At 42.0% G+C, this 15,175-nt stretch carries 16 protein-coding genes; 3 read left to right on the forward strand and 13 right to left on the reverse strand.

The window, feature by feature from the left end; genetic code table 11:
* Positions 1–10 precede the first annotated feature (10 nt).
* From mnmA to cymR, 3 genes are read right to left on the reverse strand one after another with little or no spacing between them, the layout of a single operon-like run.
* Positions 11–1,135, reverse strand: a complete 1,125-nt coding sequence (mnmA, locus tag CSV79_RS02275) for a tRNA 2-thiouridine(34) synthase MnmA (RefSeq protein WP_255407406.1) — start codon at positions 1,133–1,135, stop codon at positions 11–13.
* Positions 1,136–1,151: 16 nt separating this feature from the next.
* On the reverse strand, positions 1,152–2,300 hold the full coding sequence (locus tag CSV79_RS02280; protein ID WP_099687413.1) for a cysteine desulfurase family protein: 1,149 nt from the start codon (positions 2,298–2,300) through the stop codon (positions 1,152–1,154).
* 13 nt (positions 2,301–2,313) lie between these two features.
* Positions 2,314–2,733, reverse strand: coding sequence for a cysteine metabolism transcriptional regulator CymR (gene cymR / locus CSV79_RS02285; protein WP_099687414.1), 420 nt, complete (start codon positions 2,731–2,733; stop codon positions 2,314–2,316).
* Between the two features lie 127 nt (positions 2,734–2,860).
* Here cymR and CSV79_RS02290 point away from each other — a divergent pair, with 127 nt between their 5' ends.
* Positions 2,861–4,156, forward strand: coding sequence for a replication-associated recombination protein A (locus tag CSV79_RS02290; RefSeq protein ID WP_099687415.1), 1,296 nt, complete (start codon positions 2,861–2,863; stop codon positions 4,154–4,156).
* 25 nt (positions 4,157–4,181) lie between these two features.
* On the opposite strand, the gene CSV79_RS02295 is transcribed toward CSV79_RS02290, so the two are convergent.
* The 6 genes from CSV79_RS02295 to nadC all read right to left on the reverse strand — a co-directional run bounded on the left by CSV79_RS02295 (position 4,182) and on the right by nadC (position 10,817).
* On the reverse strand, positions 4,182–4,973 hold the full coding sequence (locus tag CSV79_RS02295; RefSeq protein ID WP_099687416.1) for a DUF6612 family protein: 792 nt from the start codon (positions 4,971–4,973) through the stop codon (positions 4,182–4,184).
* Between the two features lie 87 nt (positions 4,974–5,060).
* Positions 5,061–6,134, reverse strand: coding sequence for a branched-chain amino acid aminotransferase (locus tag CSV79_RS02300; RefSeq protein ID WP_099687417.1), 1,074 nt, complete (start codon positions 6,132–6,134; stop codon positions 5,061–5,063).
* A gap of 18 nt (positions 6,135–6,152) precedes the next feature.
* A complete protein-coding gene (locus CSV79_RS02305; RefSeq protein ID WP_099687418.1) occupies positions 6,153–7,397 on the reverse strand; it encodes a glutamate-5-semialdehyde dehydrogenase in 1,245 nt (414 codons plus the stop codon).
* A 16-nt stretch (positions 7,398–7,413) separates the two neighbouring features.
* Positions 7,414–8,511 carry a glutamate 5-kinase gene (gene proB, locus CSV79_RS02310; protein ID WP_099687419.1) on the reverse strand — a complete coding sequence of 366 codons (1,098 nt, stop codon included), beginning with the start codon at positions 8,509–8,511 and terminating at the stop codon, positions 7,414–7,416.
* 342 nt (positions 8,512–8,853) lie between these two features.
* Positions 8,854–9,963, reverse strand: coding sequence for a quinolinate synthase NadA (nadA, locus tag CSV79_RS02315; RefSeq protein WP_099687438.1), 1,110 nt, complete (start codon positions 9,961–9,963; stop codon positions 8,854–8,856).
* A gap of 5 nt (positions 9,964–9,968) precedes the next feature.
* Entirely contained in the window at positions 9,969–10,817 is an 849-nt protein-coding gene (nadC, locus tag CSV79_RS02320) for a carboxylating nicotinate-nucleotide diphosphorylase (RefSeq protein ID WP_099687420.1), read from the reverse strand.
* 109 nt (positions 10,818–10,926) lie between these two features.
* Here nadC and CSV79_RS02325 point away from each other — a divergent pair, with 109 nt between their 5' ends.
* Both CSV79_RS02325 and CSV79_RS02330 read left to right on the forward strand, forming a co-directional pair.
* Positions 10,927–12,078, forward strand: coding sequence for an IscS subfamily cysteine desulfurase (locus tag CSV79_RS02325; RefSeq protein WP_099687421.1), 1,152 nt, complete (start codon positions 10,927–10,929; stop codon positions 12,076–12,078).
* Positions 12,079–12,089: 11 nt separating this feature from the next.
* Positions 12,090–12,629 (forward strand): transcription repressor NadR, encoded by a 540-nt coding sequence (locus tag CSV79_RS02330; protein WP_099687422.1) that lies wholly within the window; start codon positions 12,090–12,092, stop codon positions 12,627–12,629.
* Positions 12,630–12,807: 178 nt separating this feature from the next.
* Here the strand turns inward: CSV79_RS02330 and CSV79_RS02335 are convergent, their stop codons facing one another.
* The 4 genes from CSV79_RS02335 to CSV79_RS16960 all read right to left on the reverse strand — a co-directional run.
* Complete coding sequence (locus CSV79_RS02335) at positions 12,808–13,413, reverse strand: alpha/beta hydrolase (protein WP_099687423.1); 606 nt, start codon at positions 13,411–13,413, stop codon at positions 12,808–12,810.
* Positions 13,414–13,451: 38 nt separating this feature from the next.
* A complete protein-coding gene (locus CSV79_RS02340; protein WP_099687424.1) occupies positions 13,452–14,396 on the reverse strand; it encodes a ring-cleaving dioxygenase in 945 nt (314 codons plus the stop codon).
* Positions 14,397–14,477: 81 nt separating this feature from the next.
* Positions 14,478–14,927 carry a MarR family winged helix-turn-helix transcriptional regulator gene (locus tag CSV79_RS02345; RefSeq protein ID WP_099687425.1) on the reverse strand — a complete coding sequence of 150 codons (450 nt, stop codon included), beginning with the start codon at positions 14,925–14,927 and terminating at the stop codon, positions 14,478–14,480.
* Positions 14,928–15,042: 115 nt separating this feature from the next.
* Positions 15,043–15,175 (reverse strand): YceI family protein (locus CSV79_RS16960; RefSeq protein ID WP_143560528.1); only part of this gene is annotated, 133 nt, incomplete at its 5' end.

Genomic DNA, 15,175 nt, shown 5'->3' on the forward strand with positions numbered 1-15,175 from the left:
TGTTGCCCCCTCATCCTACATATGTCAGTTTATTTCCGTCTTTAAATACTTCATCAATTGTTCCGCCACCTAAACATTCTTCATCGTCATACAAGACAACCGCTTGTCCAGGTGTCACTGCGCGAACGGGCTCATCGAATGTTACGATTGCTTTGTCACCGATTAATTGTACCGTCACTTTTGTATCCGGCTGGCGATAACGGAATTTCGCTGTGCACTCGAACGACTCTGGTAATTCTTTCGTTGTACATATATTCATCTTCGTCGCGTGTAAGCTTGTGGAAAACAGAGCGTCATGATAAAAGCCTTGCTCCACTAGCAAGACGTTGCGCTTTAAATCTTTACCTACCGCAAACCACGGCTCACCCGCTCCACCGATTCCAAGTCCGTGGCGTTGTCCAATCGTATGGTACATGAGTCCGTCATGCTTACCCATCACTTTACCGTCCATCGTCTGCATTTCGCCAGGACGCGCAGGTAAATATTCACCAAGGAATTCTTTAAAGTTTCGCTCCCCAATGAAGCAAATCCCTGTGGAGTCTTTTTTCTTCGCAGTAGCAAGTCCAGCTGCTTCAGCGATTTCTCTAACACTACTCTTCTCTAAATGCCCTAGAGGGAACATCACTTGCTGTAATTGTTCTTGTGTTAATTGATTTAAGAAATATGTTTGGTCTTTATTAGTATCCACGCCACGAAGCATAGCTACACCGTCTTCACGCTCAACTACTTGCGCATAATGTCCCGTTGCTAAGTAATCTGCACCTAAACTTTTTGCGTGTTCAAGAAACGCTTTGAACTTTATTTCTTTATTACACATAACGTCAGGATTTGGCGTACGTCCCACTTTGTATTCCTCTAAGAAATACGTGAATACTTTATCCCAATACTGTTTTTCAAAGTTTACAGAGTAATACGGGATACCGATTTGATCGCAGACACTCCGTACATCCTCAAAATCTTCCGTCGCTGTACAGTGACCAGATTCGTCTGTGTCATCCCAATTTTTCATAAAAATTCCGATGACTTCATAGCCTTGTTGCTTTAACAGTAATGCCGCAACCGAAGAGTCGACTCCGCCAGACATTCCAATGACTACACGCGTATCCGCAGGTGCTTTTTTCGTTGTCATGTTTATTTCATCCTTTACTGATTCATTTCACTAATCGTTGAATTACTGTGGCGATTCGGTTCGCAGCGTCCTCTACCATCGATAAATTCAGTCCATAGCCAAAACTTATGCGAATGGAGTTTCTTGCATTGTCTGACTCGGTTCCGAACATTGCAGTCACAACATGTGAAGGTTCAAAAGAGCCTGCTGTACAAGCAGACCCACTCGAAACCGCTACGCCCTCTATATCTAAGCCCATCAAAAGCGTTTCTACATCTGCTCCCGGAAACGACATATGGAAAACATGCGGCAATACCGGAATTTCTGCTGGCACCGTCGATTTACAGGCAATTTGGTGTTGTTGAAAAATTTCTTGCATACGCTCTTTATACGTTTGATAAAGACGAGTGTTTTCTGCTTTCGTTTGTTCCGCAATTTCCACCGCTTCTGCAAACGCGATCGTAGCGGGAACATTTTCCGTACCTGCACGTCGTTTTTTCTCTTGTGCGCCACCTAGGATTTGTGAAGGAAGCTTAGTTCCGCTGCGCTCATATAAAAAGCCGATGCCGTTTGGTCCGTTCAATTTATGAGCGGTGACAGACAGCAAATCTACTTGCAGCTCGTCTACATTAATTACTAACGTGCCATACGCTTGCACGGCATCGGTATGGAAAATCGCTTGATGTGATTGCAGTAACTTGCCGATTTCAGCAATTGGCTGGATCGTGCCCACTTCATTATTTCCGTACATCACCGATACGAGTATCGTTTCGTCTGTCAATGCGTTTGCGACTTGTTCAGCTGAGATAGCACCTGTTTGATTTGGTTTCAAATAGGTGACGTGATAGCCTTGTGACTCAAGTTGTTTACACGGATTTAATACCGCGTGATGTTCTATTTCTGTCGTGATAATATGTCGGCCCTGCTTACGCATAGCGTTTGCGGTACCGAAAATAGCTAAATTATCCGCTTCTGTTCCGCCAGAAGTAAGGATAATTTCATTGGGTGAAGCACCTATTGAACGTGCGAGAGTTGTACGCGCTTGTTCGAGTAACTTTTTCGCTTCCCTGCCTACTTGATGTGTGCTTGACGGATTACCGTATATGTCGTGCAACGCTTCCGTAAAACGTTCAAGAACAACAGGATGCATAGGTGTCGTAGCAGCATAGTCTAAATAGATTGCTTGTTTCATTATGCAAACTCCTTTAAATATAGAACATGTATTCACCTGGAGCAGATGAATCGTCAAATTCAATTAAGTCTTTAATTGTTGTGTGATCTAGAACGCCGCGAATAGCGTCACCGATTCGACTCCATAATTCGCGTTGTGGAATATCTTCATCCTCGAGTCCTTCTACAATCTGGATTGGTCCTTCTAGAAGTCGGATAATATCTCCAGCTGTAATTTCTGAAGGATCTTTTGCTAATTTATAGCCACCGTATGCTCCACGGACACTTTTAACTAATCCGCTATTACGAAGTGGTGGTATTAATTGCTCCAAATACGCTTCGGATAAACTTTGTTCTTCCGCGATTTTTCGCAAAGGTACTGGACCTTCTCCGTATTTTCGTCCTAATTCTACAATCACTGTTAGTCCATATCGACCTTTAGTGGAAATTTTCATGTTGGCATCGTCCTTTACTGAAATTGCTGAAATTAGTATAGCATAATTTTCGCTTGTATTCTTCGAAATGACTTCATTCGTATTTTACGTTATACTAAAGGAACAAATGTACGGAGGGATGATGTAGATGCATAACGAACCTTTGGCCTTCCGCATGCGGCCTGAGACGATTGATGAAGTGATTGGACAAGACCACGTCATCGGCAAAAATACTCCTTTATATCGAATGATTACGAATGGCCATGTGCCGTCTCTTTTATTATATGGAGAACCTGGAATCGGCAAAACGTCTCTCGCGTATGCCATTGCGGGGACTTCGAAATTACCGTTCATCGCGCTTAATGCGACTGTTGCCGGGAAGAAAGATGTAGAAGATGTCGTCAAAGAAGCACGGATGACTGGAAAAGTTTTATTGTTTTTGGACGAAATTCATCGATTTAATAAATTACAACAAGATACGCTATTGCCTCATGTAGAAAGCGGCTCCATCGTGCTTATTGGGGCAACAACGGAAAATCCTTTCCACGATGTCAATCCAGCCATTCGTTCGCGCTGTGGTGAAATTGTACAATTAAAACGATTGCAACCGGCAGATTTACTTGATTTGCTCGAGCGAACTTTGAAGGATTCGAAAAAAGGATTAGGTCAGGAAGACATTGCAATTACGACCGAGCAACTAGAAAAAATCGCGGAAGGTGTCAATGGAGATGCCCGTAAAGCACTGACGTTTCTAGAATCTTTGCTCGCTGCAAGTGATGTAGAAGATGGCAAAATTATGGTTGAAGATAATCTTCTTTCGCAACTATTGACGAGAGTTAGTTTACTAGGCGATAAAAAAGGCTCTCATCATTATAATTTATTATCTGCATTGCAAAAGAGTGTGCGTGGTAGTGATGTAGATGCGGCCATGTACTATTTGGCACAATTACTTGAAATCGGTGATTTAACCTCTGTTACAAGAAGATTACTCGTTATGAGCTATGAAGACATTGGACTTGCAGCATTAGACGTAGGTAGTCATGTTGTAGCAGCGACGGACGCAGCACTGCGCTTAGGAATGCCTGAAGCGCGTATTCCACTGTCCGTAATAGTGGTGGAGATGTGCTTAGCTTCGAAATCGAACTCTGCTTATAAAGCAATCGATGCAGCGACGAAAACGCTCCATGATCAACCAACAGGAGAAATTCCGATGCATTTACGGGATACACATTATGGCGGTGCCGCGGCACTTGGGCATGGCGGCTATGTGTATCCCCATAACACCCCTGTCGGTTCATTCGGCGGTTGGACGGATCAGCAATATTTACCTGATAGTCTAGTCGACACCAAATTCTACTCACCTGTTGAAGCAGGTGACGAAACGAGAATGGCCGCAATTTATAAACGATTACTATCATTTAAAGGCAAAAAAAATCCACGTTAGCCAAAGGCTCCGTGGATTTTTCATATCAATTTACTAATTTAGCCGCATCAGCAGGTAGTTTTATCGGATCGATAGCATTGAAATAACTGTACGTCGCATCCATTTTATGTTTATAACGGATATAATCGCGCCCAAAATAGCTCGTTACTTGCGCAGATAGCTTTAAGCCCGTAACGAAAAATGTTTTTTCATTGACTCGTAGTTCTACATCCATTTTATCAATCACCGGAAACCCAGTATGTGTATGGATGAATCGTTCTGGATCGTTACTATGGACCGAAACATTTTTTACCAACTGACGATACTCTGCAGGCGACAAAGAGAAATGTAGCGCATAGCCGTAATCGACTTTTTTCATTTCTGCCGTCTCAATGAAAGGCTGTAATAAAGCGAAATCTACTACGGGCGCTGCAAATGGTACAAACACTCCGAAAGAGCCATTACGTTGTTCTTCTGTTAGTGTCCGCCAAGGTTCTTCATCTACCTTTATCGCCATCTGGTCTTGCTGTTGGACGATGTGAAGTTGTTGACGTCCTTGTTTAGGAATTTTGTAGAGAACTTCTTCAGAAACCATCAAAGGGTCTAATTCTACATTCGATTGGATTTGCACATTTTTAGTCGTGCGTTTTACCGGATCAGATGTCACGATGCTCTCATCATAGACGATGCTTGAATGAACCGATTTCAAATCTTTCATCGCCGCTTCTGCCTTATCGAGCACATCTTGCGCACTCTTTGGCGCGGATGACGTCTTTCCGCATCCTGCCATTGTAAATAGGATGACAGCTAGGAATAAAACGAATATTCGCTTGTTCATCAGGTAACTTCCTTTCAATCAAAACTATTTACAGTGTACTTCACAGGAGCGGACTTGTCACGGATCGTTTCGTAAAATCTCTCAGCCTTACTCTATGTTAACGACCCAACCGAATGGATCTTCGACTTTACCCGTCTGAATGCCGGTAATCGTATCATAGATTTTCAAAGACAATTCGCCAATTTCATTGTTATTAATCTCACACTTTTTACCACTCCAGAACAATTCGCCCATTGGAGAAATAACGGCAGCTGTTCCTGTACCAAATGCTTCTTCAAGTGTACCTTCTTCATTCGCATCGAAAATTTCTTGAATAGACACTTTGCGTTCGGTCACAGGAATATCCCAAGATTGTAGTAATTCAATCACTGATTTACGTGTAATCCCTTCTAGAATACTACCGTTTAGACTTGGCGTAATGACTTCCCCATTGATTTTGAAGAAGACATTCATCGCGCCAACTTCTTCAATGTATTGATGCTCTTTTGCGTCGAGCCACAGTACTTGAGAATAACCGCCAGCTTCTGCCACTTCTTGTGCTTTCATCGCGCCCGCGTAATTACCTGCTGTTTTCGCACTGCCTGTACCACCGACTGCCGCACGTACATATTGAGATTCTACAGCGATTTTGACCGGATTTATGCCTTCCTTATAGTAAGGACCTACCGGTGAAAGAATAATCATTAAGCGATAGTTTTTCGACGGAGCAACGCCTAAATACGGTTGCGTCGCGAAAATGAACGGACGAACGTATAGCGATGTGCCAGCCCGATCTGGAATCCAGTCTGCATCCAATGAAACTAATTGCTTTAACCCTTCAAGTACGAACTCTTCATCAAAGTTTGGCATGCATAACCTATCATTTGAACGGTTCAAGCGTTTCATGTTTTCCTCTGGACGGAATAACACGACTTCCTTATCTTCATTTAGATACGCTTTTAGCCCTTCGAAAACCGTTTGTCCGTAATGTAGAACGATTGCCGCTGGATCTAGCAAAAATGGCTCATACGGCTCAATTCGTGCATCATGCCAACCTGTACCGTGTGTATAGTCCATCACAAACATGTGATCCGTAAAGATGGTACCGAATGCTAGCGGATTATCCACTGCTGGTTTCTCTTTTGGTTGCGTAGTTTTGTTGATCGTGATTTGTACTGTCATAGTAAACCCTCCTAAGTATTATCTAATTTGGCCAGTCCCTCTAATAACGAATTTCGAGCTAGTCAAGGCCTCTAAGCCCATTGGTCCCCTCGCATGCAACTTTTGTGTACTGATGCCGATTTCTGCACCATAGCCAAATTCAAAGCCATCTGTGAAGCGTGTCGAAGCGTTGACGTAGACCGCTGCTGCATCCACGCTATTTAAGAACTGTTCCGCGTGTTCATTTGTTTGCGTAATGATTCCTTCTGAGTGCTTTGTGCTGTATCGCTTAATATGCTCAAGTGCTTCTTCTATATTTACAACACTTTTCATACGTAAAGTTAAATCAAGGAACTCGCTAGACCAATCATCTTGTTCCACACCCGTTATCGATGCATCAAACTGTTGAACCGTTTGATCACCTAACAAATAGACATTTTTTTCACGTAATGCCCCGATCAGTGCTTCACCATGCTGTAGCAACCAGTGTTCATCGATAATAACCGTTTCAATCGCATTACAAACTGACGGACGATGTGTTTTCGCATTCACTACGATATCAATCGCCATTTTCTCGTCTGCTGATTCATCGATAAATAAATGGCAATTTCCCGCCCCCGTTTCAATTACAGGTACTGTCGATTCACGAATGACCGTCTCAATCAATTTCGCGCCGCCACGTGGAATAAGTACATCCAAATATTCATTGAGCGTAAACAATTCCTTCGCCGTTTCACGACTAGTATCTTCGATTAACTGAACAGAATCCACTGGCAGTGAACTTTTTTCCAGTCCACGCTGGATTACACGCCACAATGCAAAATTCGAAAATTTAGCGGAAGAACTGCCACGTAATACCACTGCGTTACCTGTCTTTAATGCTAGAGATGCTGCATCAATTGTTACATTTGGACGCGCCTCATAAATCATTGCAATCACACCGATTGGTACACGCTTTCGAACGATATGTAAGCCATTTTCTTTTTCGATTTCTTCTAACACTTCACCGATTGGATCCTTCAAGTCAACGACTAAACGAACACCTTCCGCCATCGCTTCAATTCGTTCTGGAGTTAGTAGAATCCGGTCAAGCACTGCCGCTTCAATACCATTTTCACGACCTTCATCAATATCTTTTTTGTTTTCAGCTAGCAATTGCTCTTGTTCTAAAAGTAACTGTTCTGCAATCAATTGCAATGCTTCATTTTTCTGTTCTGTCGTTGCAATATTCAGTGCAACACTTGCATCTTTTGCCGCTTTACCTTTTTGTCTGATTTCACTCATTATTCTTTCTCCCCTTTTATTGTACTTGCACCCAGCGATCCCGATGGATGACTTCGAGCATCGGTGTGAACCCTTCTTGCTGTCTATCTCTTTCAGCGATCGTTTCTTTTAATTGTTCCGAGGAATAAGTGACTTCTCCTTTACCAATTAACCCTTCAAGGCCATACACTTCAACAACTTCCCCTACTTCAAAACTGCCTTGTACTTTAAACACACCTGCCGGCAATAAACTGCGACCATTATGTAAAATTGCCGTTTCCGCTCCTTTGTCTACGTACAGACGTCCAGTAGATTCTGAATGCAAGGCAATCCATTGGCGCTTCGTATTAATGACATTGCTTAGTGGACTGGAAATATACGTCCCATCTCCATGACCTTTTAAAATATCTAGCAACTTCGTCGGACCATAACCAGTTCCGATAAATACAGGTACCGCCAATGTGTGTGCCGTTTTAGCCGCAAGCAATTTCGAACGCATGCCCCCCGTACCTACTTTTGAGCCCAGATCATCTGTTCCACCAAGCAATTCATCGGTAATTTCATCGAGATGCGTTAAGCGTACTGCATCTGGATCAATTCGAGGATTACTCGTGTAGATTCCATTTACATCCGTTAGAATGATTAATTGATCGGCATGTAAAAAACCACTTACTAATGCGGATAACATATCATTATCACCGAACGTCAATTCTTCGACGGAGACGGTATCGTTTTCGTTAATGATCGGCATAATTCCACGATCAAGTAATTCTGACATCGCCGCAAACGCATTATTATAGCGTTCGCGATTGGAAAAGTCGAGGCGAGTTAAAAGAATTTGTGCCGGCACTACCCCATGCTTGTTGAATCGTTCAATATACGATTGAATGAGTAAACTTTGTCCAACAGCCGCAGCTGCTTGTCTACCTTTGATTGTCACGGGGCGAGAAGAGTACCCAAGTCTTGAGAACCCTGCCGCCACCGCTCCAGAAGAGACAACGATGACTTCATGTCCGATATTTTTTAACATCGCTAATGCATCGACGTGATCATTAAATTTCAGCTGATCGATTTCTCCGTTATCATTCGTCAATGAGCTACTACCTATTTTTACAACAATTCGCTGTTTTTTCATCCTCATTCGCCTGCCATTTCTATATTTCACTACATAAACATATGGAATTAATGAAAATAAGCCCAATCGTCCCATAATCAGGACGAAAGGACTTAACTTCCGCGGTGCCACCAGTATTGGATTCCATTACAGAATCCCGCTCTCCTCTTAACGCCGAGGTACGCGCCTATGTTTTCATAGGACTCCAAAGGTAGGTTCAACAATCGCATTGTGACGGAAACTTTCAGCCGCTGGATTCCGCTCTCTAACACATGCCGTTTGTCTACTAATCCTTCATCAACGTTCAACAACTATTTTCACAATCATACAATAATAGATGCAATTGTCAAGCGAAATAAAGATTTATGGACGTTGGAGCATGCGATCAAGAGCTGCAATCGCTTCTGCTGAAGTCGCGTCATCTACTTTAATAATATTTTGTTCAGCACCTTCGACAATGCTTTCTAAACACCATAGCAAGTGTGGTAAGTCGATCCGGTTCATCGTTAAGCAAGGACACATTAGCGGATTCAGTGAGACGATATCTTGTTCGGGATGATTTTCTATTAAACGGTTGACCAAGTTCATCTCTGTGCCGATCGCCCACTTCGTTCCTGGCGCCGCCGCTTCGATTTGATCGATAATATATTTCGTCGATCCGTCGTCATCTGATAGCATAACGACTTCGTGCGAACATTCCGGATGAACAATAATCTTGCGGTCCGGCTCAGTCTCTCGTAAATTTTCGATGTTAGCGACAGTGAAATTTTCGTGTACGGAACAATGGCCTTTCCACAAAATCACTTGGCAGTCGTCATCTTGTCCGTCATACTCCAGCACATCTGTGATCGGATTCCATACTGCCATATGATCGAGTCGCACACCGAGTCCATATGCTGTATTACGACCTAAATGCTGATCAGGTAAAAATAAGATTCGTTTCTTCTGTGTAAATGCCCATTCTACGATCTCTGCCGCATTCGAAGATGTCACCGTTGCACCGCCATGACGCCCGACAAAGGCTTTAATCGCAGCAGTCGAGTTAACGTATGTCAATGGGACAATCGTGTCACCGAAACGTTCCTGTAAGTCCGCCCACGCACGTTCAGTCTGGAAGATATCCGCCATATCCGCCATGGAGCAACCCGCACGCATATCAGGTAAATACACTTTCTGATTAGCAGTCGTTAAAATGTCTGCTGTTTCTGCCATGAAGTGTACGCCACAAAAGACAATATGCTCCGCTTGTTCATTCGCCGCACATATTTGTGCCAATTGTAGTGAATCACCCGTCGCATCAGCGAATTGGATGACTTCATTCTTCTGATAATGATGCCCCGGAATGAATAATTTTGTACCGAGTGTTTCTTTAAAGCTGTAAATCTTCTCTTCCATTTCCTCAACCGAATACGTTTTATAGCGATCAGGTAACATAGCTCCAGCTTGTGACTTCACTACATCCATAATTGACATCATCTTCAGTCCTCCTGCTTTCTCATTTGTATAGTAGCACTAATATCTGCGGCGATGACCGAGTGCGTTAATGCACCGACTGATATATAATCGACTCCCGTTTGACCGTAGGAAGCAATCGTTTGTTCCGTAATCATGCCGGATGCTTCCGTGATGATATGTGACGGAACGAGAGGCAACCATTCGCTAATTTGTGCTGGTGTACGATTATCAAACATAATAATATCGGGTCTTGCTTGCACCGCTTCTTGTAGTTGTTCTAGCGTTTCAATTTCCACTTCTATTTTGACAGTATGTCCTAGACGTTCGCGCAATTGTGATACAGCTACTGTAATTGAACCCGCATACGCCAAATGATTATCTTTTAACATCACTGCATCATATAAGCCATTACGGTGATTAAAACCACCACCTGTTCGAACAGCGTATTTATCTAACATTCGTAAACCTGGCGCTGTTTTCCGTGTATCACACACCCGTGCCTCTGTCGTTTCAAGCAACTTCACTAAATGTGCCGTTTTCGTCGCGATCGCACTCATTCGTTGGATGCAATTCAAGATCACACGTTCAGCCGATAATAGTTTACGTACTGAACCGACAGCACTAGCTAGCACTTGCTTGTTCTCCATCGCATCCCCGTCCTGTACGAAATAGGTCACTTGAATCGCAGGATCCATCAATCGGAAACCTTCTGTAATGATATCCTTCCCACAAAAAATGCCTGCTTCTTTCGCAATCAACTGCATTTCTCCGATGGCATCGTCTGGAAACAATGTGTCAGCAGATAAATCGCCATCTCCTAAATCTTCTATGAAAAATTGTTCCAACATCGAAACTAATTTAATTCTATTCATCTATATCCCCCTATACACTACTTTACTAAGTTGTCTTTACACCTATCTTTACATATTTATCTTTCTATGACAAGATGAATACATTATTTATTATAGGAGGTCATTCATTTTGCACTATTTTGATTACGCAGCAACGACTCCCTTACACAAGGAAGCGGCAGAAGTATATGTAGCAGTCGCGCAACAAGAATTTGGCAATACGACGAGTTTGCATGATGAAGGTGGGGCCGCGCAAAATATTTTAAGGCAATGCCGCGAACGATTGAGCGAGATGCTAGGGGTACATCCTGCAGGTCTTTATTTCACTTCCGGCGGCACGGAAAGTAATTCATTAGCCTTGATTTCCCTCGCGTATGCGGCTAGAAATAATGGTAAACACATAATTTTAACCGCTGCGGAGCATCCTTCCCTACACTCAGCAGCAGCTTATTTAGAGGAGCAAGGCTTTCGAATCACCAACATTTCATTTACGTCAGAAGGACTTATTGATCTGCAAGAACTTGAACAAGCCATTACAGAAGAGACGATTGTCGTATCGGTTCAGCATTGCAATCCCGAAATCGGCACCATTCAACCGATTCGTGCCGTCTATGATTTGGTGAAGTCTAAAGGTATTCTGTTACATAGTGACTGCGTCCAATCATTCGGCAAAATAGATGTTCGTGACATCAGCCCATACGTAGATAGCTTATCGTTATCGAGCCATAAACTGTACGGTCCTAAAGGGGTGGGTGCAGTTTATATTAATCCTCGTATTCGGGCTGTGCCGTTATTCCCAGGCGCTGTTCAGGAGAAAGGGTTTCGTGGCGGGACCGTCAATGTACCTGGCATCACGGCATTTTTGAGAGCCGCTGAGCTTACAGAAGCGACAAATGATTACGAGAAGTATGAAGCGTTACGTACAGTCGTAATGAATACATTACTATCGCGTCAAGAACTCTTTACGTTTTACGGCACGTCACAATCACAATTGCCTCATATTATCGGACTATGCGTCAATCGTTCGGAAGGACAACTAATTATGTTAGAATTAAATAGACGAGGATTTGCGGTGTCCACGGGAAGTGCGTGTCAAGTAGGTCAGCAACAATCTTCTACTACGATGACTGCGATGAAGATCCCAGCTACTGAGGCAAAAGGATTAGTACGGATTTCATTCGGACAATCATCCACTCTAGAAAACGCACAGCAACTGGCAGATGCGTTACTGGATATCGCCATGACACTAAATAATAAAAATGAAAAAATAGCTATACGTTAGAGGTGAGGATTTTGCGTCATAAAGGAAAAATAGCAGGAGAAGAGCGACGACAGCTTATTCTTCGCACATTGCAAGAGGCCGGACGTCCTGTAACTGGAGGAGAACTTGGAGAATTAACAGATGTTAGTAGACAAGTGATAGTTAGCGATATTAATTTATTGAAGGCGAAAAAAGAGCCGATCATCGCGACCAATCAAGGGTATTTATACACGGCAATTCCTGAAGCGACAGAAGAGTTTGAACGCATTATTGTCTGTCGACATGCCCCTGAACAGACCGAAGAGGAATTAAATATTTTAGTAGACCACGGCGTGACCGTTAAAGATGTGCGCGTGGAACATTCCGTTTATGGTGATGTACGCGCATCTATTTTGGTATCGAATCGCCAAGAAGTGAAAGCTTTCATCGCCCAGATTCAACATGCGAAAGCACCTTATTTACTTAATTTAGATGATAGCGGGATTCATTTGCATACGATCTCTGCTCCGCGCGAAGAACAATTACAGCAAGCGCAAGACGCATTAAAAATAGCGGGATTTCTAGTTGAATAAATCGATTTGTTCATTGATGCGAAAATCAAAAAAATCACGTTTCAAAGCAGTGCATACCGCCTTTGAAACGTGACTATTAACAAAATAAAATACTTCACCTACATTACTTGACAAAGAACCGCTTAAGACTTGCATTAGTAAAAGCTAATCCAGGATTGAAATCACGCGTGTTCGCAGCTTAAAATACATTCAAATACCATTTACTAGCTACTTCAACTTCTCCCGCTGTTAATTGATGACCTTTATTGTCCCAAAAAATTTCAACATTTGCATTCGCTTGTTCCAATAATGATTGTAATTCTTCAGCCTCTTCTGGTGGACACATCGGATCATTGCTACCTGCAGCAATAAACACAGGTTTTCCAGACAAATCTGGAAGCTCAATTCCCCTTCTTGGCACCATAGGATGATGAAGGATTGCACCTTTTAAAGCATGTTGATAATGAAATAATAAACTAGCAGCTATATTCGCTCCATTTGAATACCCGATAGCAATAATATTCGTACGGTCAAATTCATATTTTTCGGCAGCTTCATCAAGAAACTCATATAATTCTTTCGTCCGGAATATAAGATCTTCTTCATCAAACACGCCTTCAGCTAACCTTTTGAAAAAGCGCGGCATGCCATTTTCTGTAACATTCCCACGAACACTTAACACGGAAGCCTCCTTATCAATTCTTTCTGCAAGTGGCAATAGGTCTAATTCGTTCCCTCCAGTTCCGTGAAGAATTAATAAAGTTGGTTTGGTGCTATCTTTTCCTTTTTGAAATACGTGTTTCATGTTACATCCCCCTCAAATATCTGTACTTCCACAGAAGCTTAGGTTTCTTCCAATTCTCTTACTGTAATTGGAATAAATTTACGTTCAAGTTGTTCTCTGTTCTGTTCATATTGCGCTGGTAATTTCAATTGTTGTCCCATCGTGTCCACCGACTCATCATGGGCAAAACCAGGAGGATCTGTAGCAATTTCAAATAAAATTTCTCCGTGCTCTCTAAAGTAAATCGCATGGAAGTAGTTTCTATCCTTAACAGAAGTGACACCATAACCTTTTTCTGAAACATGTTCTTGCCATTCCAATTGGTCATTGTCATCAATCGCTCTCCATGCAATATGATGAACTGTTCCAACACCCATTTGACCTTTTCCGGTTGCTGTTGCTTTAAGATCGATTGTATTTCCAATATCGGCGGATGAACGGAAACGGATATAGTCTCCCTCTTTTCCGATCAATTCAAGTCCCATGACTTTTTCTAAAAGTTCAGCTGTTTTATTTGGCTGAGCAGAAAATAAAGTTGCACCAGCGAATCCTTTAATTGCTACTTCGGGTGTTACGCCTCCAAACGTCCATGAGTTACGTTCACCTTCCGCCCGCTCAACAATTTCTAGTCGCAGTCCATGAGGGTCATCAAATTGTACGTATTGCTCACCGAATCGTTCTGTTTTGGTTACTGGTACGTTAAACGTTTCCAACCTTTGTTCCCAAAACTTTAGCGCTCCCTTAGGAACAACGTAAGAAGTTACACCTACTTGGCCATCTCCTATTTTTCCTTGATACGCATTAGCCCACGGGAAAAATGTGATTATCGTACCTGGTTTGCCACCTTCATTACCAAAATATAAATGGTACGTGCCGGGATCATCAAAATTAACCGTCTGCTTCACTAAACGTAAACCTAAAACTCCAGCATAAAAATCTATATTTTCTTGCGGATGACCAACTATCGCTGTGATATGATGGATCCCACTTATTTTCTTCGTCATTTATTTTCACTCCTCATTTAATATAACGTATACAATTAACAATAATTGCTATATTATCAATTCGAGGTATAAGAATAAAAATTACATATTTTGCGCATGGAAGCCTAATTTTTTTAGTTGTTCAATTAGTTCTTCTTTTTCTTTTATGTCTAATCCACTAAAAATTTCTTTTATAGCTTTTTTATGTTTCGGAAAGACTTCATTCATCAGTTCTGTTCCATCAGTTGTTATGGTTGCATGTATTACACGTCGATCTTTCGGACAAGGTTTTCTCTTTAACAAGTTTTTCTTTTCTAACTTATCTACTACATACGTAATACTACTACTCGCGATCAACACTTTCTCACCGATTTTTTGTATCGGTTGATCGCCTTTACTGTAAATTAACTCGAGAACAGCAAATTCTGTTGGATTTAACCCTAAACATTTTATATCTTCTTCAACACGTTTTCTTATTGACTCTAAAGCTCGTGTTAGTACGACAAATAATTTTAGTGATAATGCCTCTTCCTGCTGATTTTTAGTATCCATATTTACCATCCCTTTTATTTTTGTTGGATTTTTATTAACTAAATAACGGTTCAAGTAATCACTATAAATCAGAAAGCGATGATTATCTACTATGTGATAAAAAAATCACTATTCATTATGCTGGATTGACTTGAAGTTCTACCATTATTTTAATATCATCGCCTACTAGTACGCCGCCTGTTTCTAACGCTTGGTTCCAAGTTAGACCAAATTCTTTTCTAGAAATCTTTGTTTCCGTTTCAAAACCA

The organism is Sporosarcina sp. P13 (assembly GCF_002743055.1).
In the GTDB taxonomy this organism is placed as follows: domain Bacteria; phylum Bacillota; class Bacilli; order Bacillales_A; family Planococcaceae; genus Sporosarcina.

Bases quoted from the DNA above. Each gene is read 5' to 3' on its own strand.
- nadA (WP_099687438.1), bottom strand. From the start codon at position 9,963: ATGTCAATTATGGATGTAGTGAAGTCACAAGCTGGAGCTATGTTACCT.
- CSV79_RS02295 (WP_099687416.1), bottom strand. From the start codon at position 4,973: ATGAACAAGCGAATATTCGTTTTATTCCTAGCTGTCATCCTATTTACA.
- CSV79_RS02300 (WP_099687417.1), bottom strand. From the start codon at position 6,134: ATGACAGTACAAATCACGATCAACAAAACTACGCAACCAAAAGAGAAA.
- CSV79_RS02305 (WP_099687418.1), bottom strand. From the start codon at position 7,397: ATGAGTGAAATCAGACAAAAAGGTAAAGCGGCAAAAGATGCAAGTGTT.
- CSV79_RS02280 (WP_099687413.1), bottom strand. From the start codon at position 2,300: ATGAAACAAGCAATCTATTTAGACTATGCTGCTACGACACCTATGCAT.
- CSV79_RS02340 (WP_099687424.1), bottom strand. From the start codon at position 14,396: ATGACGAAGAAAATAAGTGGGATCCATCATATCACAGCGATAGTTGGT.
- cymR (WP_099687414.1), bottom strand. From the start codon at position 2,733: ATGAAAATTTCCACTAAAGGTCGATATGGACTAACAGTGATTGTAGAA.
- CSV79_RS02345 (WP_099687425.1), bottom strand. From the start codon at position 14,927: ATGGATACTAAAAATCAGCAGGAAGAGGCATTATCACTAAAATTATTT.
- CSV79_RS02335 (WP_099687423.1), bottom strand. From the start codon at position 13,413: ATGAAACACGTATTTCAAAAAGGAAAAGATAGCACCAAACCAACTTTA.
- CSV79_RS02290 (WP_099687415.1), top strand. From the start codon at position 2,861: ATGCATAACGAACCTTTGGCCTTCCGCATGCGGCCTGAGACGATTGAT.
- nadC (WP_099687420.1), bottom strand. From the start codon at position 10,817: ATGAATAGAATTAAATTAGTTTCGATGTTGGAACAATTTTTCATAGAA.
- proB (WP_099687419.1), bottom strand. From the start codon at position 8,511: ATGAAAAAACAGCGAATTGTTGTAAAAATAGGTAGTAGCTCATTGACG.